Source organism: Halomonas sp. AOP43-D1-4, from assembly GCF_052446175.1.
Classification (GTDB): Bacteria; Pseudomonadota; Gammaproteobacteria; order Pseudomonadales; family Halomonadaceae; genus Vreelandella; species Vreelandella citrativorans.
Genome location: NZ_JBQSVY010000003.1, coordinates 218442 through 236265, shown reverse-complemented (window position 1 = coordinate 236265; position 17824 = coordinate 218442). Strand labels below are relative to the sequence as shown.

The window sequence follows — 17824 nt, the reverse complement described above, 5'->3', positions numbered from 1 at the left end:
TTATCGCCTTTTAGTAGGTTCCATCAGCCACGCGCTCAGGCCAATGATGAACGCCCAACTGCAGAAAAGATAAAGGGGTAGCCAACCGATACCTACCGAGGGCAGGCGATCAATCACTAGAAGCAGTGGCGGACAGAAAAGCATCAGTGCCAGGGTGACTAGCCCAAGTAAGCGTTCTCGGTAGCGTGAATTTGAAGGCATCATGAGGCGCTGGCATCCTCTTTATCAAACGCACTGGCTTGTAAGGCGAGTAACTGCTCAAGTGTAGTAATTCCGCGTGCTTCCAAACGCGGCAGTAATGCAAGCCAGAGCTCGCCAGTTACGCGAGCATCGCCCAGCGCCGTATGGCGAAGACCGGGTGGCAGTGTCAAGCCATACCGCTTCACTAGGCTGTCCAGGTCATGGCCATCGAGCCCTTCATCAAGCGCACGGGAGATTAATAAAGTATCCAGTACGGGCATGTCGAATAGCACACCTTTCTGACTGATCGCGAGCATATCGAACGAAGCGTTATGGGCGAGCAGGACAGCTTCACCAATATAATCACGAAAGTGCGGTAGCACCTGCTCCAGGCGCGGGGCTTCGTTAACGTCGCTATCTGTGATGCCATGAATCGCGGTACTGGCGGCAGGAATCGGCTTGTGTGGGTTAACGTAGTGATCAAACACATCGCTGGCTAATAAGCGTCCATTCACAATACGACAGGCGCCGAGGCTAATCACCGTATCGCCTCTGCGTAGCTCAAGCCCGGTTGTTTCGGTATCAAAAATCACCAGTTCCAGGCTACGCAGAGCGCAATTAGCGAGCGTGGTATCGGGAGAGGGCAGGTCTGCGATACCAAAATCATGAAATTCTGGCCGAGGTGGCGCAGAGCGCGGAGCCGCGTTTTGCGCCACGCCAAGAAGCGGTAGCCGCAAGCGTGCGTGCTGGCCGTCGGTGTCTTGCGTGCTCCAGGCATCGCTTGCGTGCTGGCGCAATACATCCGCCGCACTTGGGCTCAAGGGGAGCGTGTTCAGGGGGTGCATTAGCCACTTGGTAAGCTCGCTCTCGGGTATCGGTTTGCCCTTCCATACAAGGTCGAGGTAGGTGTGTTTCGGGCTAAGTGACACTTCGCCTTCAAACACACTGCCCGTGATGTAATCACTCAGGTGTTTAACCAGCGATCCAAAAAGAGCCATCAACGCAGGGGCATCGCCTTTAAACCAGACTGGCATTCCAATGGGGGTGATCAGGCGGTGGGCAGGGTCCAGATAATCATCCAGCATCTGCCAAAAGTCATTGGACCATATTGAGGTAAGCCGCTCACCCTGTTGCTGCATGGCTTCAACAAGTTCACTGACGTTAGCGACTGTTTCACCAAGGGCGCTACTCTCTTCATGCACTACTTGCTCTAGCCGCTGAGCAAGCGAGCCACTTTCATACGTCGATTGACGCAGTTGGCTGAGTGCATCCGTCGCCGTTACCAGGCTTGCCGTATGTTGGCGCAGAGGTGTGAGCATACGTGCAAGATCGGCCCGCTCACCCCGTTCACTGGCCCAGGCCGCCGTGGCATCGCTGCAGGTTATTAGTGTTTCACCTTGGCTTTCAGGCACCCGACGGATAATGACTTTTAACCAGCGCTGATCACACGGCACCAAAAGCTCACGCGGAGTGCCATTAGCGGGCAGTTGCTCAAGGAGTTGTTGCAAGCTTGCAAGCGGCAATAGGGCTTCCAGACGCTTACCCAAGCCCAGGCCTTGCGTATTCACAAAAAAGCGCTCAGCCGCTTGGTTGAACAGCATTAAACGGCGGTGCTTATCGTAAAGCAGAAGCGGCGTTTCCAGCACCTGTAGCAGCGCCTCAAGCGCTTTACGGATACGGGTTGCGCTTTGGGCGCCCTCGGCACGGGCCTTATGCAATGAATGACGGTCTGAGTGCCAGCTCTCTTGCACACGGCGTAGATCAGGTGCCAGACCCTTCAGCCAGCCTTGCGGGGGCCAAGTGTCTTCGGTATCAGGGTTGGCGGCCAGTCGGGCAAGCTGTGCTTGCAGACTGCGTAGCGGCGTAAAAAGCAGACGTTCAAGCAGCAAGCCCACTAAGAAAAGTGTGATGCCGCCTGAAAAGCAACCTGCCCAGAGGATAAGCCGATAGCCACCCGTCACGTTCAACTGGCTTTCCAGCCAAGCAGCAAATAAAGCCCCTCCCAAGAGACTCAAGCCGCTAAGCAGTAGCCAGGCACCCACCAAACGCTGCCGTTTAGGCAGTGCCTTTGGCGTCATGAGGTTTCCTCACCCAGCAGGGTTTGCACTTTCTCAACCAGCGCCTGTGTTGAAAATGGCTTGGTAATATAGGCGTTAGCGCCCAGCGCAAAGCCCTTTTCACGCTCCGCTTCACGGCCATGGGCGGTGAGCATAATCACCGGCAGCTGTGCCGTAGCGGTATGGCTGCGTAGTGCTTCCAATACATCAAACCCGCTAATCCCGGGAAGGCTAATATCCAGTAACACAACATCTGGTTCGTTGGCCGCCACACACTCAAGGGCTTGTTCGCCATCCAGCGCGCTGATGACATCAAACCCTGCCTGCTCCATTAAAAATTCAATCGACAGGACGATGTTCGGTTCATCATCGACCACTAGCACTTTTGTCATGGAGCCCACCGACTGGTTGTTGTTTAAAAACATTTATCTCACTCACTACGAGTGTAGGTAGCGATGCAAGGCAGGCCAAGACGACCTTGGCCGAATAGAAAGCGAGTGCGGGTACCAGTTTACAACTTTAGGGTGAATAATCGGTGTTAAAGAGATTTAGACATAGACGTAATCAAGAAGCCGTACCAACATATAAACAGAAACACCTAACCTATACGTGCCTTGGTTTTAATAATAAAGAACAATCTTGCCAAAGGAGCCGCGCATATGAGTGCTGTTATCTTGCTGTTAATCGGACTTGGGGCAATGGCGTTAGGATACGTGTTGTATTCTAAATTTATTGCTCAAAAGATCTATCAGTTAGACCCTGATTTCAAAACCCCTGCCCATGAGTTTGAGGATGGCATCGACTATGTGCCGACCAACCGTTTTGTGCTCTGGGGGCATCACTTTACCTCAGTAGCGGGAGCGGCACCCATAGTAGGGCCTGCCATTGCGGTGATATGGGGCTGGGCACCTGCTTTTTTATGGGTGGTGTTCGGCACCATCTTTTTTGCCGGTGTACACGATTTTGGCGCTATATGGGCCAGCGTACGTAATAAGGCCAAGTCGGTAGGCGCTTTAACGGGCGATGTAGTCGGCAAACGGGCACGCAGCATTTTTATGATCGTTATTTTCCTTGTGCTGCTCATGGTTAATGCCGTGTTTGCCGTGGTGATTGCCGGATTAATGATGAACTTTCCTAGTGCAGTGGTACCGGTCTGGGGAGCGATTTTTGTGGCACTGATCATTGGCCAACTGATCTACCGGCGGATACTGAGCCTAACTGTGGTATCGGTATTAGGCGTCATTGCTCTTTATGCGCTGATTGGTATTGGCCCGATGGTGCCTGTTCAAATGCCTGCTGAAGTCGCTGGGCTGTCGGGTAACGCTATCTGGATTGTGATTTTGTTTGGCTATGCAGCCATTGCTTCGCTATTGCCCGTATGGATGCTGCTGCAGCCACGAGACTATATCAATGGTTTACAGCTATTTATCGGTCTGCTGATTCTTTATGGAGCGCTGGTGCTGCTTAACCCAACGCTGGTCGCGCCTGCCTTTAACAGCAATGTACCTGCCGGCACGCCTTCGATGATTCCGCTGCTTTTTGTAACGATTGCCTGTGGGGCAATATCGGGTTTCCACGGGCTGGTATCTTCCGGTACTACCTCCAAACAGCTTAATAAAGAAACCGATGCGCGGTTCGTGGGCTACTTTGGGGCGGTAGGCGAGGGGATGCTAGCACTAGCGGCTATTTTGGCCGCGACGGCAGGGTTTGCGACATTTGGCGATTGGCAGGCCATGTACAGCGCCTTTGGCCAGGGCGGCGTTAACGCCTTTGTGGAAGGGGGCGCATTTATTATTCATAACGGTATTGGGCTGCCTGAGGCTACTGCCGCGACGCTGCTTACGGTCATGGCCGCGCTTTTTGCAGGTACCACCATGGATACTGGCTTACGCTTGCAGCGTTATATTTTCCAGGAGTGGGGTGATATTTATAACCAGCCGTGGATGAAAAAACCGGCACTTGCGACAGGTCTGGCGGTGGGAACCTGCCTGTTGTTGGCGTTCGGGGCGGGTGGTGCGGATGGTTCTGGCGGTTTGATTATCTGGCCGCTTTTTGGCACCACCAACCAGTTGCTTGCCGGGTTAACGCTGCTGATTATTACTGTCATGCTGGTACGTCTGCGGCGGCCCATGTGGTACACCCTGGCGCCCCTGTGCTTTTTGCTGGTAATGACCATATTGGCATTACTCATTCAGCTTCGCACTTTCTGGGACCAAGGCAACATGTTCCTGCTGGTGATGGATATTGTGGTGCTGATGGCGGCCATTCTCGTCGCGATGGAGTGTGCCGCGGCGCTTAAACGCTCGCGTGCCGAAATGGCAGCCCAAGGTGACTAAATAAGAGGGCATCATAATGTCATCCAAGCGTGATACGTTGCGGGCCTGGCTAGGCCAGGCCCGCTTTTTTACCGAAGAGGTCTATAGCGCGCGCTATCGAGGGGCGATTGCGCGGGCGCGCCGTGATGAAGATGACCTGTTCATGCTGCTGGTTTTTTCAGAAATGATGGGTGTACCCAACCCCGCCGCCTATTACACACTGGAATTGCAGCCGCTGCTGCTTGAACGTTTTCATGACTGGCATACGCGAATGGGCATGGAGCATTCGCCGCTGGACCATTTTCGCTGTTGCTAGCCCCCTAAATAAGCCCATGGATAGGTGTAACCTATGCAATCAGTTCTCAACCGCCGCCTGCTGTGGGTAGGCGGTAAAGGCGGCGTGGGTAAAACAACCGTCGCGGCCTCTTTGGCAATTCTTGCGGCCAAGCGTAACAAGCGCGTGCTGGTGGTTTCAACTGACCCCGCCCATAGCCTGGGCGATGTGTTTGATCAAACGTTAGGCGATACGCCGTGTCGCTTGCTGCCTAATCTGGATGCCATGGAGATTGATCCTGATAGTGAGGTTGAGGCGCATTTAGATAGAATCACCCAGCAAATGCGCCGCTTCGCCGCGCCTGAAATGATGCAGGAGCTAGAGCGGCAAATGCGCCTGACGCGTCAATCCCCTGGCACTCAGGAAGCGGCCCTGCTTGAGCGGCTGGCGCGGCTGATTCTGGATGACGATGCGCCTTATGACTTGGTGATTATCGATACGGCGCCCACTGGACATACGCTGCGCCTTTTAACCCTGCCCGAAGCCATGGCGGCCTGGACGGATGGGCTGCTGGCACATAATCGCAAATCGGCTGAATTGAGCGGTGTGCTTAAGCATCTCACTCCATCACGTGGGCAGGATGTGGCTACTCCCTTTGATAACCCCACAGAAGATGCGCTTTCCGGTCTGGATGAGCGTACCCGCGAGGTGGCGGAAACGCTGATCAACCGTCGGCGGCTGTTTCACCAGGCACGGCGTCGTATAGAGGATGCCAAGGCGTGCAGCTTTTTATTCGTCATGACGCCGGAGCGACTGCCTATCCTTGAGACGCAGCGAGCCGTCAGCGCCTTGGAAGAGGTTAATATCAACGTGGCGGGCGTACTGGTTAACCGGGTGATACCTAAAGAAGCGGACGGTGCCTTTTTGCAGGCACGACGTGTGCAGGAGGCCACTTATCTTGAACGCATTGATACGTTATTTAAGCAATTTCCCCGACCCACGCTGCCGTGGTTAGCGACCGATGTACAAGGGATCGACGTGTTAGAATCGCTGGCTGATAAGCTGGAGCACCAGGGTTTTTAATGTCAGAGTTTTTAAAACAAGGGTTTTAATGCGCGTTCTACTACTTTCGGCATACGAAGCGGTGAGCCACCGTTACTGGGCAGACAGTTTAATGGCCCATCTCCCTGAGATAACATGGAAAACATTAAATTTATCGCCGCGTCACTTTGCCTGGCGAATTCGTGGAAACCCGCTTAGCTGGTGGCTAAAAGAGCATGACACACTTAGCCAATCCTATGACGTTGTATTGGCAACGTCGATGGTGGATTTGGCGACGCTTTTGGGGCTTTTCCCTCATTTGGGTCAGGCCAGGAAAATTGTCTATTTTCACGAAAACCAGTTCGCCTATCCGGAATCGAGTGACCAGATGCCTCAGGTAGAGGCAAAAATGGTCAATCTCTATGCAGCGCTTGCCGCCGATACCGTTGTTTTTAACACCGCCTATAACCGCGACTCGTTTTTTACCGGCGTGCGGGCATTCTTAAAGAAAATGCCCGAAAACCTGCCTGCGGCCAAGCCGCTTGAGGCATTACGCTCACGTGCTCGCGTACTGCCCGTACCGATTTCACCGCTGGCAGAAACGCATGCTGATGGCCGGGTTTCACGGCGTATTGTGTGGAACCATCGCTGGGAGTATGACAAAAACCCGGATGACTTTTTCAATACGTTAATAGCGCTAAGCGAGCAGGGCATTGATTTTGAGTTAGCCGTATTGGGTCAGCGTTTTCGGCAAACACCGCCTATTTTTGATGTCGCCCAAGAGAAACTAGCTGCGCATAGTGTGGCCTGGGGCCCGCAGCCGGAACCGCAATACCGAGAGCTGTTGGCGACCGCCGGGATTGTAGTCTCGACGACCTGGCACGAGTTTCAGGGCTTGGCCATTATGGAAGCTGCCCAGCGTGGGGCATTACCGCTAGTGCCCGATAGACTCTGTTTTCCTGAGCTATATCCGGATGCTTACCGTTATGATGGTACGCCAGATGGCCTTTATATGCGTTTGCATGCGTGGCTTAGCACGCCTGATTCACGGCCAAAGGAGATAAACACGCAGGCCTGGGAGTGGCCCGCCTGGCGTGATGCGTACCGCGCACTATTACAGCCAGGCTTATCGCTACCGCGCTAGTCCAGTGAATCCAGCCGTCGGGTTGGCCAGTGAACGACAGCCGTATGGCGGCGCATTTTTTGGGCAAGGTGCGGATGCTCCCGCCGAATGACGTGCTCGGCGAACTCGGATAAAAAACGCGACTTCAGCATCGCCCGGGCACGATCAACACCGCTATGCTGATACGGTGTTGAGGCAAGCAGCATAAAACCATCATCGGGGATCTTGCCAGCCTGCATATTGGCTTCAATAATCGTGGCGGCAGTACCAATCGGTTCAGCCAGGTCGGGCCCGTAAGGCCCAATAATCAGTGCTGTATTAGGCAAGTGCAAAAAGTCGAACCCACGCCCAATACAGATTGCCCACTCGCGATGCTCGATATCCAGTTCGCGTTCAACGCCCTGAAGATCATTGACATGCGCTAGGTTACCTTTCAATAAAGGCAGTAAATCCCGGCGTATGTCCGCAGGCATATCAGGGAAAATAGCCTGTAGATGCGCGGTGAGCGCTTCTGTGGGCTGCCCAATCCATTCGCGCACATCCAATACTGCGTCGTCCTGACCGTGAAGGATGAGAGCGTCGCTATCCGTTTCAAAGCCACACACTAACGGGTACACCTGCTGATGGTCTTCACCAAATAGCTGGCCGGCCTGGTGGGCAATCGTATGCGCGTGTGCTTTGGCGGCTAGGGTGTCGCAAGCGAATCCGGCGCATCCTCGCGCCGGGTTGCCCTCGGAAAAGTGGTAAGTAATCAATAAAAGCGTGGCTCGCCCCGCGTTGGCGGCTTCAATAACGGTGTCGGTAAGTAGCTCACCCAAATACGGCCAACCCAAATCGAAAATCCCGCCAAGGTTACGAAATGGGGTAATAATGCCGAGCGGTGTGCGGGTGGCGTGTGGGATATGAATACGTCCATCCATACATTTCATAACCACAATCGACGTAGGGTGTTGCGCTAGGTAGCGTTGGCGTGAAAGCCAGGCGCCTGCACTGCCAAAGTGGTCAGCGTGCTGGCGGGAGAGCGCAAATAGTGCGTCAATACGCTGCTCAATGGGTTGGTCATGTAGCAAAGTAGCAGGCATCGGCATAGGAGTCTCCTGTTAACGTAAGCTAGGCGAGTTCGATTTTGTCGGGGTACTCGCACAGGTCTTCTATAATACAGCTTCCGCAACGAGGTTTGCGCGCAATGCAGGTGTATCGACCGTGGAGAATCAACCAGTGGTGAGCATCCTGCTTAAACTCCTTGGGCACATGGCGTATTAACTTCTGCTCGACTTCAACGACATTTTTACCTTTGGCGATGCCGGTACGGTTCGATACACGAAAGATATGCGTATCGACGGCAATGGTTGGCTGCCCGAACGCCGTATTCAGAATTACATTGGCGGTTTTACGCCCAACCCCTGGCAGTGCTTCTAACGCACTGCGCGTGTCGGGCACGACGCCGCCGTGCTGGTTGACCAGAATATGGCAGGTCTTCATCAAGTTCTCTGCTTTGGTGTTATACAGGCCGATGGTCTTGATATGCGCTTTAAGCTGATCAATCCCCAAGTTAATAATAGCCTGGGGCGTATTGGCAACGGGGTAGAGCCGTGCGGTGGCTTTATTGACGCCGACATCGGTGGCTTGTGCGGAAAGTAAAACCGCCGCAAGCAGCTCAAAAGGGGTCGTCCAGTTGAGCTCTGTTGTTGGGTGCGGGTCTGCTGCCTGAAGGCGAGCAAAAATTTCATGACGCTTTTGGGCATTCATAGCGTGTCTCTATGGTTACTTGATGATGCCGGTGACCCGGACGCGACGCTCTGTTCGTGGGGTGGCCGCTGAAGGCAAGGCGCGTGCGGCGCGTCGCTGGTCTATCACGTTTTTTAGCGCGATCAGCATCCCGGCCACAAAAAATGCGCCAGGTGGCAGCACGAAAAACAGAAATTGATAGTCGTCTACCAGGGTGAGTTGCCAATTGGCCGCGATAGGACCAAGCAGCAGCGCCATATCACTAAATAGCGTGCCTTGGCCCAATAGCTCACGCAGCCCGCCAAGCAGCACTAAAACGCTACCGAAACCAACGCCCATCATCAGGCCATCAAGCGCTGCAAGTCCTACCGGTTGGCGGGAGGCAAACGCATCGGCACGCCCTAAAATGGCGCAGTTGGTGACGATTAGCGGAATAAAAATACCCAGCAGTTGATAGAGCGGGTAGGCAAAGGCGGCCATCAATAGTTCAGCACAGGTAACAAACGCCGCGATGATCATGACAAAGGCCGGTAGCCGAACGGCATTCGGCACCTGGTGACGCACAAGCGATACGGCGGTGCTGGCGCCTACCATGACAAACAGCGTGGCGATGGCTAACCCTAGCGAGTTAACCACGGTTGTGCTGACGGCCAGCAGTGGACATAACCCCAGCAATTGTACTAATGCCGGATTATTGCTCCAAAGCCCGTCACGGGTCAGCGCTTGCCATTGGCTCATCGAATCGGCTCCTCAATGTTACCCGGTAGCGGCGTATTGGCGGCGTACTCTAAAGCGTTATGAACGGCCTCAATAACGGCGCGAGGTGTAATGGTTGCGCCGGTAAAACCATCAAACTGGCCGCCCTCTTTTTTAACGGCCCAGGCATTTGGTGGCAGTTCATCAAGGCTTAATCCGTTAAAGCGGGTAATCCAGTCGCTGCGCTGGCGCTCAATCTTGTCACCGAGGCCTGGGGTCTCCTGATGGTAGGTCACGCGCACACCGCTAATACGCTGCTGCTCATCTATTCCTACCAGTAAATCAATTTCTCCACTGTAACCCTGGCGGGTGATCACTGGCAGAACAGTAACGCGGTGATCCCCACGGCTGATTTGCCAGCCTGTCACTGGCGTTCGGTGGCCCAGGGCGGCGGCATTGGGTAAGTCGAAGGCACTGTTTAGCACTTGATCCGCCGGTGTATCGGCTAATGCCTGAGGCAGTACCGCTTGCAACTGGCGGAGCTGGTAGGTTTGCTGATGCTGGGTAATACGTTCAGAGGTCAAGGCCCGGGTAACCGCGACGCTGCCTGCCGTAACGAGCGCGAAGATACCCAGCGTTAAAGCGCCACGCCGCATGGCGATAATAGGCGTCATCGCAATGCTCCTAGCGCGCCTTTTGAGTGACCTTGAGGGCGTGGCACGGTGTACAGGTCAATCAATGGGACGCACAGGTTCATCAACAAAACGGCAAAAGCCACCGCATCCGGATAGCCCCCCAGGTTGCGAATCACCATGATCAGCACCCCCATGCCTATGCCGTACAGCAATTTTCCGCGCTGGCTGGTCGCCGCGGATACCGGGTCGGTGGCAATAAAGAAAGCCCCAAACAGCGCCGCACCGGTTAGCAGGTGAAAAAGAGGCGATGCAAAACGGTTAGGATCAAGTAGATGAAACAGCGTTGCCAGCGCTACCAGGCTACCTAACAGGGCGATGGGGATGTGCCAACTAATAATCCGTTTAAACAGCAGCAGTACCCCGCCCGCAAGCCAAGCCAGGCTGATACTGTACCAGGCAGCAAGCGTTTGTTCGGGTAGCGGTGCGCTTAGCCAGAACTGCTCGGCAGAGAGCCCTTCGGCTTTATGTTTGAACGCATCCAATGGCGTTGCACCGCTAAGCGCATCAAGCTGTGACGTAGGCAGTGTCCCAAGAATTTGCGCCCAAAGCGTATCGCTAATGAGAGGCTGAGGCGGCGCCCATAGCGTCATGTACGTAGGGAATGAGACCAGCAATAGCGCATAGCCCACCATGGCCGGATTAAACGGATTATGCCCTAGGCCACCATACAGCTGCTTGGCAATCACCACGGCGGCTATCATGCCGACCCCAATTAGCCACCAAGGGCTTGCCGGAGGGAGCGAGGCACCCAGCAGTACGCCAGTAAGTAGGGCGCTGGTATCCGTTAAGGCTGGCGCGATGGGTCGGCGGCGAAGGCGCAGCATGCCCGCCTCCAGAAACATGCCCATAATGGCCGCCAAGGCAATATTGCTGAGTACGCCCAACCCAAAGTAATACGTCATGGCCAACACACCAGGCAGTGTGGCGACCACCACCCAGCGCATTAATGACGCCGTTGCTGGTGTTGTTGACTTGGCAGAGGATGCGCTTACTTGTGATGCGTGAAACATACTCATAGGGTGTCCTCCGCGGTCGGTGCTTTAGCGCTTTCACGCGCTTGCGCCAGCTGTAAATCGGCGGCCTTAAGATTTTCCTGGGCGGTCGCCAGCAGCGTTTCCAGGTCTTCATGGGAGTGCTGTGGCTCTTGCTGGGCTGCCCGTGCGAGCACTTTTTCGGCTTTTCTAACCGCTGCCTTGGCCGCCGTCTGGGCAATACGCAGGCTGCGCAAGTCGGCTGGAGGCGCGCTGGTGCTTTCGTTACTGGCGTTGCCGTCGGTGGGCTTGTTGTGCGCTAGCCGAGCCTGGCGGCGCGCCTGTTTTTCTGCTTCTTCCCGGGCCAAGCGTGCCTGGCGAAACTCGAAGCGATGCTTGGCATGTTCGGCCTTGGCTGCTTCAATTTGTTGGTAGCGAAGGCGACGTTTGGCGTCGCGGTAATCATCGACCAGCGGAATATGGCTGGGGCAAACATAGCTGCAGGCGCCACATTCGATGCAGTCAAACAGGTGATGGCTCGTTAGCTTATCGTCGTCCTGGGCGCGGGCGTACCAGTGCAACTGCTGAGGAAGAAGCAGGGCGGGGCATACACTTTCACATGCTCCGCAGCGGATACAGGGTGATTCCATCGGCGCAGGCGGCAGTTCGTCAGGCGTTGCCGCAATCAGGCAGTTGGTGGTCTTTGTGACGGGCGTATTAAGCGTTTCAATTGAGGTGCCCATCATCGGTCCACCCAGGATTACGCGGCTGAGCTGGGCGCTATCAAGCCCTGCATGGGATAAAAGCGTCTCAATAGACGTCCCCAAACGCACCCAGTAGTTACCCGGTTGAGTAATGGCTTCCCCGGTTAGCGTCACCATCCGCTCGACCAGCGGTTGGCCATCACGCACCGCGTAAAGTGCTGCCAGTAGCGTGCCGGGGTTGTGGCAAAGCACTCCAACATCTGCCGGTAGGCCTTGGCTGGGTACCGTTCGGTTCAATAGCTTTTTAATTAACTGTCGCTCGCTGCCACTTGGGTAACGAGTAGGGATAACGGTCAGCGTCACGCGGGCTGGTTGGCTGTCTGGAAGGGCATGCTCTAAGGCGGCAATGGCCTCGGGCTTATTATCTTCAATACCGATGATGATCTGCTGGGCACCGCATAAGGCAGCGATGAGCTGTGCGCCTTCCAGCACGTCGCCTGGATAATTCCGTAATGTGAGGTCATCGGCTGTAATGTAAGGCTCGCATTCGGCGGCGTTAATCACCAGCGTGTCGATAGCATGGCGCTCAATCACGCGAGCCTTGATATGGGTCGGGAACCCAGCACCACCTAACCCGACCACACCGCTCTCATCCAGCCGCATAAGCAGCGTAGGCGCATCCGTCGTGCGCCAATCAAGCGGGGGCAGGTATTGCCGGGTATCCTGACCATCGCTGTCTATGTGAATAGCAGCGCTATCAACATGACCAACCGTGCCGCTAACGGTCGCGTGGATATCTGCGGATATCAAACCATCGCGCTTGGCGATCAGGCTGCCAACGCGAACATGATCGCCCCGGGCCACACAGGGGGTGGTGGGGCGGCCGCTATGCTGGCACAGCGGAAGGATGACCTGCGACGGTAACGGGGCACGTCGCAACGGTGATTGCGTTGAACGGTCCTTTCGCTCCGGTGGGTAGATGCCGCCGGGGAAATCAAATGGGTGTGCCATCTGGCCCCCTTGTTGCTGGTGTACGGTCGCTTGCAATGACGCCAGTGGGTAAAACAACGGGCTGCCACTGGCCAAGCGGCGTGCTCCGGGGCAGCATGTCGATACAGTCTACCGGGCAAGGGTCAACGCATAAGTCACAGCCTGTGCACTCATCCTCAATCACGGTGTGCATCTGCTTGGCCGCGCCAATAATGGCATCCACTGGGCACGCCTGAATGCACTTGGTGCAGCCAATGCACTCGGCCTCGCGGATATACGCCACGTTGGCTTCGCTGAGCGCCTCGCCATCAAGTGGCTCGGGTTCACGGCCGAGTAGATCTGCCAAGGCATGAATGGTGGCCTCGCCACCGGGCGGGCACTTGTTGAGTGCATCGCCCTCATTAATCGCTTCGGCGTAAGGGCGGCAGCCTGGGTAACCGCATTGGCCGCACTGCGTTTGGGGCAGCAGCGCATCAATTTTCTCAACAAGAGGGTGCTCGTCCCCCTTAAAACGTTCACTAACCGCACCCAACAGGGCGCCAAAACCGATGCCAAGCCCCGTCAAGATGCCAATTGAACTGACAATCCCCCAAAGAGAAAAACCATCACTCATGGTAGAAAATTACCCTTGAGTTAAACCAGAAAAACCAAGAAAGGCGAGCGACATAAGGCTGGCAGTGACCATGGCAATAGCGGCCCCTTTGAAAGGCCTGGGGACATCCGTGCCAGCCAAGCGCTCGCGCATGGCGGCAAACAGGACCAACACCAGCGAGAAGCCGAGCGCTGCCCCCAGCCCATAGAGTGTGGTATGAAAAAAGCCAAGCTCACGGTTGAGCGAGAGCAGAGCAACACCCAGTACGGCACAGTTGGTCGTAATCAGGGGCAGAAAGATGCCCAGCACTTGATGTAGCAACGGGCTTAAATGGCGCACCATGATTTCGGTGAATTGCACGACGGCAGCAATCACCACAATAAAGCTGATGGTGCGCAGGTAAGTAACATCCAAAGGCACCAACAAGCCATAATAAACGACGTAGCTTGCTGCAGAGGCGAGGGTTAATACGAACGTCGTTGCCAGTGACATTCCCATGGCGGACTCCAGTTTGTTGGAAACCCCCATAAACGGACAGAGCCCCAAAAACTGTACCAAGACAAAATTATTGACCAGCGCGGTGCTGACCAAAATGATGAATAACTCACTCATAGTGACGTATCGTGGCTGACAGCTGAAAAATCAGCGTTAGGCGGTGTGAATATCTTGACCTGATGGCGCCCTGCCGCTTTAGCACTATACAGCGCTTGATCGGCGGTGCTCATCAGCACATTGGGAGAAATATCGGTGCCTTCGTTAAGCGACCCGATTCCCACGCTAATAGTAACATAGGGCGCTACGGGAGAGGCCAAGTGAGGAAATGCTAAAGCATCTATCGTATCATGCAGCAACTGGCCAATATATTCTGCCTGTTGGGCGGAGGTATTGGGCAGTAATGCGCTAAATTCTTCACCCCCAGTTCGGGCGATTAAAAAGTCATGAGCGGTAGCCACTTTTTGTAGCGCTTGGGCTACTTGCTTTAAACACTTATCGCCTTGTTGGTGCCCATAATGATCATTGAATAGTTTAAAATGATCGATATCCAGCATCATTACTGCTAACGGTTGCGATGACGCTTCCATTTCATGAATCGTCGTTTGAAGGCGCTGGTCGAACAGCCGCCGGTTTGGCAGGCCAGTTAAAGCATCATGTGTCGAGAGATTTAAAAGCTCTGCATTAAGTTTGCGCTGGCGGCCTAGCTGCTGTTCAAAGCTTCGAGCCAACATGCCAATTTCATCATTACGCTGGCAAAGCCGTGCAGAGTTCTTGCTGTCTTCGTTTGAAGCCTGTTTCGCAAAAACGGCCAGTGCTTTCAGCGGCTTTAAAATCATGCGTTCCATACGCCAGAGCACAAAGCCAATGACAAACAGCATAAGGCAGGCTGTCCAGATTAATACATAACGAATGGTGCTAAGGCTTGCCAGATAATGAGTACGGTTAAGCTGAGTGCCTACCTGGATGCTAATAGCGGGCACATTGGTAGGCAGCAAGTATTGGGCGTAAATCGTCTCGCCTTCAATATTGGTTAACGGCATGGCCTTGGAGGTAGGTTGTTGCTCAATAGTGATCGAAAGGCCGGTCATGTTTTCCATCTGCTCCACCCATTTCTTATCCATTAAGCGAACTTTTGCTAACCAGCCGGTGCTTGGGCCATCACCATTAGTGCGCAAAATCGGCGTGATGGCTACCATGGTTGGTGAACTGATGCCTGGAGAGAAAAAGACTTGCTGGTCAGGGGTGTTGTCTATCGAGTGTTGGATACTGTCAATAAGTCGTGCCATCCAGGCGCAATCGTCAGCAACGCGCGCACAGGTTGTAAAATCGTTAGTGTCAGGCGCTAAGCCTGAAAGGAAGTATATCTCGCCGTCAGCATCGAAAAACGCTATCAACTGATAGCGCATCTCTTCCATCATTTCAGGGCTGAAATTAACCTCGGCGTAGCGTGGGTTGTTATCCTGAACGAATTGATAAGTATCGTCCCAGTTTGCCCAGTCGCGTGCTTGAGTTAAAAGATCTTGCTGGGCCAAGGCGAGGCTACGCTCAATACGTTTTAGCTCTTGGCTGATCATGCCGCGTTCCTCTTCGTGCAGCGCGGGAACAATAAACCACTTGCTCAACATGACTAACGAGCATAGTGCGAGCAAGAGCACACCACTCAGCGCTACTAAAAATTGAAAACGCAGTGATTGAGAGAAGTGCCGACGCATAATCAGGCCTAAACGGAGAGTCTTATAAAAGGTTTATTAAGCAATCCACGTAAGAAGGGGGTAGAGCTTGGTCGTCTCTACCCCCCGGAAGTGCTTGAAGATCGGCTACATTACACGTTGGCCGGGTTCGGCACCAGTGTCAGGTGAAAGCAGATAAATGCCGTCTTTATTGGCAGAGGCGAGCACCATACCTTCGGAAAGGCCAAAACGCATTTTACGCGGCGCAAGGTTGGCTGCCATGACGGTAAGACGTCCCTCAAGCGCCTCAGGCGCATAGGCGCTGCGAATGCCGGAGAAAACATTGCGGGTTTCACCGCCTAAATCTAGCGTTAATTGCAGCAGCTTGTCCGCGCCCTCTACATACTGTGCCTTGGTGATCCGGGCAATGCGCAGGTCTACCTTGGCAAAGTCGTCAAAGCTAATTTCGGCGGCAATGGGGTCATCTGCTAGAGGCCCTTTGGGAGCTTCTTTAAGCTTTTGCTCTTCCACCAGATCCTCCTTGGAGGCTTCAATCATGGCGTCAATTTTGTCACGCTCTACGCGGGTCATAAGAGGTTTGAATTTCTCCACCTCATGATTAACCAGCACATTATGACGGCTTTCCCAGTTAAGTGAATCAAGCTTCAAGAAGGCTTGTGCCTGAGCGGCCATGGTGGGTACCACGGGGGCCAAGTACACCATTAGTTGGCGGAAGAGGTTGATGCCGACTGAACAAATCTCGAGCACTTCTTGGTCATGGCCATCTTGCTTAGCGAGCGCCCAAGGCTCTTTCTCGGCAATATAGGTATTGGCTTCATCCGCCAGCTCCATGATTTTACGCATGGCACGGCTAAATTCGCGTGCTTCAAAATCATCGGCAATGTCATCGCCCGCGGCGATAAATCGGGCGACCATCTGCGGTTCGGCGCAGTGCGCTGAAAGGGTGCCGCCACCTAACTTTTTAACGAACCCGGCGCAGCGGCTGGCAATGTTAACCACTTTGCCCACGAGGTCTGAATTAACCCGTGCGGCAAAATCATCCAGGTTGAGGTCCAGGTCGTCCACTTTGGACGTCAGTTTGGCAGCGAAGTAATAGCGCAAGTACTCGGGATTCAAGTAATCGGCATAGGTCGAAGCCTTGATAAAGGTGCCGCGTGACTTCGACATTTTGGCACCATCTACGGTCAGAAAGCCGTGGCAATTTACCGCGGTGGGCGTGCGTAAATCAGCGCCATGCAGCATGGCTGGCCAGAAAAGTGCGTGGAAATAGACAATGTCTTTCCCAATAAAGTGGTAGACCTCGGCGTTGGAGTCTTTATTCCAGTAGCTATCGAAATCAATGCCGTCACGGTCACACAAATTCTTGAAGCTGGCTAAGTAACCGATAGGGGCATCAAGCCATACATAAAAGTATTTGCCCGGCGCGTCGGGGATTTCAAACCCGAAATAGGGCGCATCACGGGAGATATCCCATTCGTTAAAGCCTGATTCAAACCACTCCATCAGCTTGTTACGAATCTGTGGCTGTACGTGGCCATCGTTGATCCAGCGCTGCAGGAACTCGGCAAAGTCCGGCAATTTAAAGAAGTAATGGGTTGAAGAGCGTACTTCCGGGATTGCGCCGGAAATGGCGGATACCGGGTTGATCAAGTCAGCAGGGGTGTAAGTGGCACCACACTTTTCGCAATTATCACCGTACTGGTCGTCGGTGCCGCATTTCGGGCAGGTGCCTTTGATGAAACGGTCCGCCAGGAACAGGCCTTTTTGCGGGTCGTACATCTGCTCTATATCGCGGGTGGCGATATGGCCTTTATCACGCAGACGCTTATAGATAACCTCACTGAGGTGCCGGTTCTCTTCCGAATGCGTGGAATGGTAGTTGTCAAAGTTAACGTTGAAGCGAGCGAAGTCTTCCTGGTGATCGCGTGAGACGCGGTCAATCAAAGCTTCAGGCGTAATACCTTCCTGCTCGGCACGCAGCATGATGGCCGTACCATGAGCGTCGTCGGCGCAAACGTAGTAGCACTGCTGGCCACGGCTTTTCTGAAAACGTACCCAGATATCGGTTTGGATATATTCAAGTAAGTGACCGAGGTGGATCGCTCCGTTAGCGTAGGGGAGCGCGCTGGTCACCAGAATATTGCGCGTGGCAGAGTTAGACATGGTGAATGATAATTCCGGTTAGACGATAACAATAAAACGGCGAAGTTAGCCGGCAGCTGGCCGGTAACAAGGTACGATGCAGGCGTTTAAATTGACGTTAAAGCGCGTG

General features: G+C 54.1%; 17 protein-coding genes. 4 read left to right on the top strand and 13 right to left on the bottom strand.

All coding sequences use genetic code 11. From position 1 onward, the window contains the following. The 3 genes from ACT3RQ_RS04735 to ACT3RQ_RS04725 are packed head-to-tail and all read right to left on the bottom strand — an operon-like array spanning position 1 to position 2629. Positions 1–204: a hypothetical protein gene (locus ACT3RQ_RS04735; protein ID WP_172116526.1), complete on the bottom strand. Its 204-nt coding sequence runs from the start codon at positions 202–204 to the stop codon at positions 1–3. Continuing rightward, positions 201–2258, bottom strand: coding sequence for a 3'-5' exonuclease (locus ACT3RQ_RS04730; protein WP_193054351.1), 2058 nt, complete (start codon positions 2256–2258; stop codon positions 201–203). The genes ACT3RQ_RS04735 and ACT3RQ_RS04730 overlap by 4 nt, the downstream gene beginning before the upstream one ends. Further along, entirely contained in the window at positions 2255–2629 is a 375-nt protein-coding gene (locus ACT3RQ_RS04725) for a response regulator transcription factor (RefSeq protein ID WP_172116528.1), read from the bottom strand. Before ACT3RQ_RS04725 ends, ACT3RQ_RS04730 begins: the two co-directional genes overlap by 4 nt. A gap of 267 nt (positions 2630–2896) precedes the next feature. Here ACT3RQ_RS04725 and ACT3RQ_RS04720 point away from each other — a divergent pair, with 267 nt between their 5' ends. From ACT3RQ_RS04720 to ACT3RQ_RS04705, 4 genes are read left to right on the top strand one after another with little or no spacing between them, the layout of a single operon-like run. Beyond that, entirely contained in the window at positions 2897–4573 is a 1677-nt protein-coding gene (locus ACT3RQ_RS04720; protein ID WP_193053477.1) for a carbon starvation CstA family protein, read from the top strand. A gap of 16 nt (positions 4574–4589) precedes the next feature. Continuing rightward, complete coding sequence (locus tag ACT3RQ_RS04715) at positions 4590–4868, top strand: cory-CC-star protein (protein ID WP_087105546.1); 279 nt, start codon at positions 4590–4592, stop codon at positions 4866–4868. A 33-nt stretch (positions 4869–4901) separates the two neighbouring features. After that, a complete protein-coding gene (locus ACT3RQ_RS04710; RefSeq protein ID WP_444680073.1) occupies positions 4902–5909 on the top strand; it encodes an ArsA family ATPase in 1008 nt (335 codons plus the stop codon). 28 nt (positions 5910–5937) lie between these two features. Then, positions 5938–7011, top strand: a complete 1074-nt coding sequence (locus ACT3RQ_RS04705) for a tRNA-queuosine alpha-mannosyltransferase domain-containing protein (RefSeq protein ID WP_444680072.1) — start codon at positions 5938–5940, stop codon at positions 7009–7011. On the opposite strand, the gene ACT3RQ_RS04700 is transcribed toward ACT3RQ_RS04705, so the two are convergent. From ACT3RQ_RS04700 to metG, 10 genes are all read right to left on the bottom strand, one after another. Further along, a complete protein-coding gene (locus ACT3RQ_RS04700) occupies positions 7008–8078 on the bottom strand; it encodes a hypothetical protein (protein ID WP_444680071.1) in 1071 nt (356 codons plus the stop codon). The two genes, ACT3RQ_RS04705 and ACT3RQ_RS04700, sit on opposite strands and share 4 nt — an antisense overlap. Positions 8079–8100: 22 nt before the next feature. Beyond that, positions 8101–8739, bottom strand: coding sequence for an endonuclease III (gene nth / locus ACT3RQ_RS04695; protein WP_444680070.1), 639 nt, complete (start codon positions 8737–8739; stop codon positions 8101–8103). 15 nt (positions 8740–8754) lie between these two features. After that, the gene (locus tag ACT3RQ_RS04690) at positions 8755–9456 is read right to left on the bottom strand and encodes an electron transport complex subunit E (protein ID WP_193056381.1); all 702 of its coding nucleotides are present in this window, start codon (positions 9454–9456) and stop codon (positions 8755–8757) included. Next, the gene (rsxG, locus tag ACT3RQ_RS04685; protein WP_444680069.1) at positions 9453–10088 is read right to left on the bottom strand and encodes an electron transport complex subunit RsxG; all 636 of its coding nucleotides are present in this window, start codon (positions 10086–10088) and stop codon (positions 9453–9455) included. Before rsxG ends, ACT3RQ_RS04690 begins: the two co-directional genes overlap by 4 nt. Next, positions 10085–11125 carry an RnfABCDGE type electron transport complex subunit D gene (locus ACT3RQ_RS04680; RefSeq protein WP_444680068.1) on the bottom strand — a complete coding sequence of 347 codons (1041 nt, stop codon included), beginning with the start codon at positions 11123–11125 and terminating at the stop codon, positions 10085–10087. Before ACT3RQ_RS04680 ends, rsxG begins: the two co-directional genes overlap by 4 nt. After that, entirely contained in the window at positions 11122–12795 is a 1674-nt protein-coding gene (rsxC, locus tag ACT3RQ_RS04675) for an electron transport complex subunit RsxC (RefSeq protein ID WP_444680067.1), read from the bottom strand. The genes ACT3RQ_RS04680 and rsxC overlap by 4 nt, the downstream gene beginning before the upstream one ends. Continuing rightward, a complete protein-coding gene (gene rsxB / locus ACT3RQ_RS04670) occupies positions 12779–13387 on the bottom strand; it encodes an electron transport complex subunit RsxB (protein ID WP_444680066.1) in 609 nt (202 codons plus the stop codon). The genes rsxC and rsxB overlap by 17 nt, the downstream gene beginning before the upstream one ends. 9 nt (positions 13388–13396) lie before the next feature. After that, positions 13397–13978, bottom strand: coding sequence for an electron transport complex subunit RsxA (gene rsxA, locus ACT3RQ_RS04665; RefSeq protein ID WP_444680065.1), 582 nt, complete (start codon positions 13976–13978; stop codon positions 13397–13399). Continuing rightward, positions 13975–15573: a sensor domain-containing diguanylate cyclase gene (locus tag ACT3RQ_RS04660; RefSeq protein WP_444680064.1), complete on the bottom strand. Its 1599-nt coding sequence runs from the start codon at positions 15571–15573 to the stop codon at positions 13975–13977. The genes rsxA and ACT3RQ_RS04660 overlap by 4 nt, the downstream gene beginning before the upstream one ends. Before the next feature lie 105 nt (positions 15574–15678). Next, positions 15679–17715, bottom strand: coding sequence for a methionine--tRNA ligase (gene metG, locus ACT3RQ_RS04655; RefSeq protein ID WP_444639697.1), 2037 nt, complete (start codon positions 17713–17715; stop codon positions 15679–15681). Between the last annotated feature and the right edge of the window lie 109 nt (positions 17716–17824).

Excerpts from the sequence above, each read along its gene's own strand:
- ACT3RQ_RS04690 (WP_193056381.1), bottom strand. The coding sequence starts at position 9,456 with ATGAGCCAATGGCAAGCGCTGACCCGTGACGGGCTTTGGAGCAATAAT.
- ACT3RQ_RS04715 (WP_087105546.1), top strand. The coding sequence starts at position 4,590 with ATGTCATCCAAGCGTGATACGTTGCGGGCCTGGCTAGGCCAGGCCCGC.
- rsxG (WP_444680069.1), bottom strand. The coding sequence starts at position 10,088 with ATGACGCCTATTATCGCCATGCGGCGTGGCGCTTTAACGCTGGGTATC.
- ACT3RQ_RS04735 (WP_172116526.1), bottom strand. The coding sequence starts at position 204 with ATGATGCCTTCAAATTCACGCTACCGAGAACGCTTACTTGGGCTAGTC.
- rsxC (WP_444680067.1), bottom strand. The coding sequence starts at position 12,795 with ATGGCACACCCATTTGATTTCCCCGGCGGCATCTACCCACCGGAGCGA.
- ACT3RQ_RS04700 (WP_444680071.1), bottom strand. The coding sequence starts at position 8,078 with ATGCCGATGCCTGCTACTTTGCTACATGACCAACCCATTGAGCAGCGT.
- ACT3RQ_RS04710 (WP_444680073.1), top strand. The coding sequence starts at position 4,902 with ATGCAATCAGTTCTCAACCGCCGCCTGCTGTGGGTAGGCGGTAAAGGC.
- ACT3RQ_RS04660 (WP_444680064.1), bottom strand. The coding sequence starts at position 15,573 with ATGCGTCGGCACTTCTCTCAATCACTGCGTTTTCAATTTTTAGTAGCG.
- metG (WP_444639697.1), bottom strand. The coding sequence starts at position 17,715 with ATGTCTAACTCTGCCACGCGCAATATTCTGGTGACCAGCGCGCTCCCC.
- ACT3RQ_RS04720 (WP_193053477.1), top strand. The coding sequence starts at position 2,897 with ATGAGTGCTGTTATCTTGCTGTTAATCGGACTTGGGGCAATGGCGTTA.
- rsxB (WP_444680066.1), bottom strand. The coding sequence starts at position 13,387 with ATGAGTGATGGTTTTTCTCTTTGGGGGATTGTCAGTTCAATTGGCATC.
- ACT3RQ_RS04680 (WP_444680068.1), bottom strand. The coding sequence starts at position 11,125 with ATGAGTATGTTTCACGCATCACAAGTAAGCGCATCCTCTGCCAAGTCA.
- nth (WP_444680070.1), bottom strand. The coding sequence starts at position 8,739 with ATGAATGCCCAAAAGCGTCATGAAATTTTTGCTCGCCTTCAGGCAGCA.
- ACT3RQ_RS04705 (WP_444680072.1), top strand. The coding sequence starts at position 5,938 with ATGCGCGTTCTACTACTTTCGGCATACGAAGCGGTGAGCCACCGTTAC.
- ACT3RQ_RS04725 (WP_172116528.1), bottom strand. The coding sequence starts at position 2,629 with ATGACAAAAGTGCTAGTGGTCGATGATGAACCGAACATCGTCCTGTCG.
- ACT3RQ_RS04730 (WP_193054351.1), bottom strand. The coding sequence starts at position 2,258 with ATGACGCCAAAGGCACTGCCTAAACGGCAGCGTTTGGTGGGTGCCTGG.
- rsxA (WP_444680065.1), bottom strand. The coding sequence starts at position 13,978 with ATGAGTGAGTTATTCATCATTTTGGTCAGCACCGCGCTGGTCAATAAT.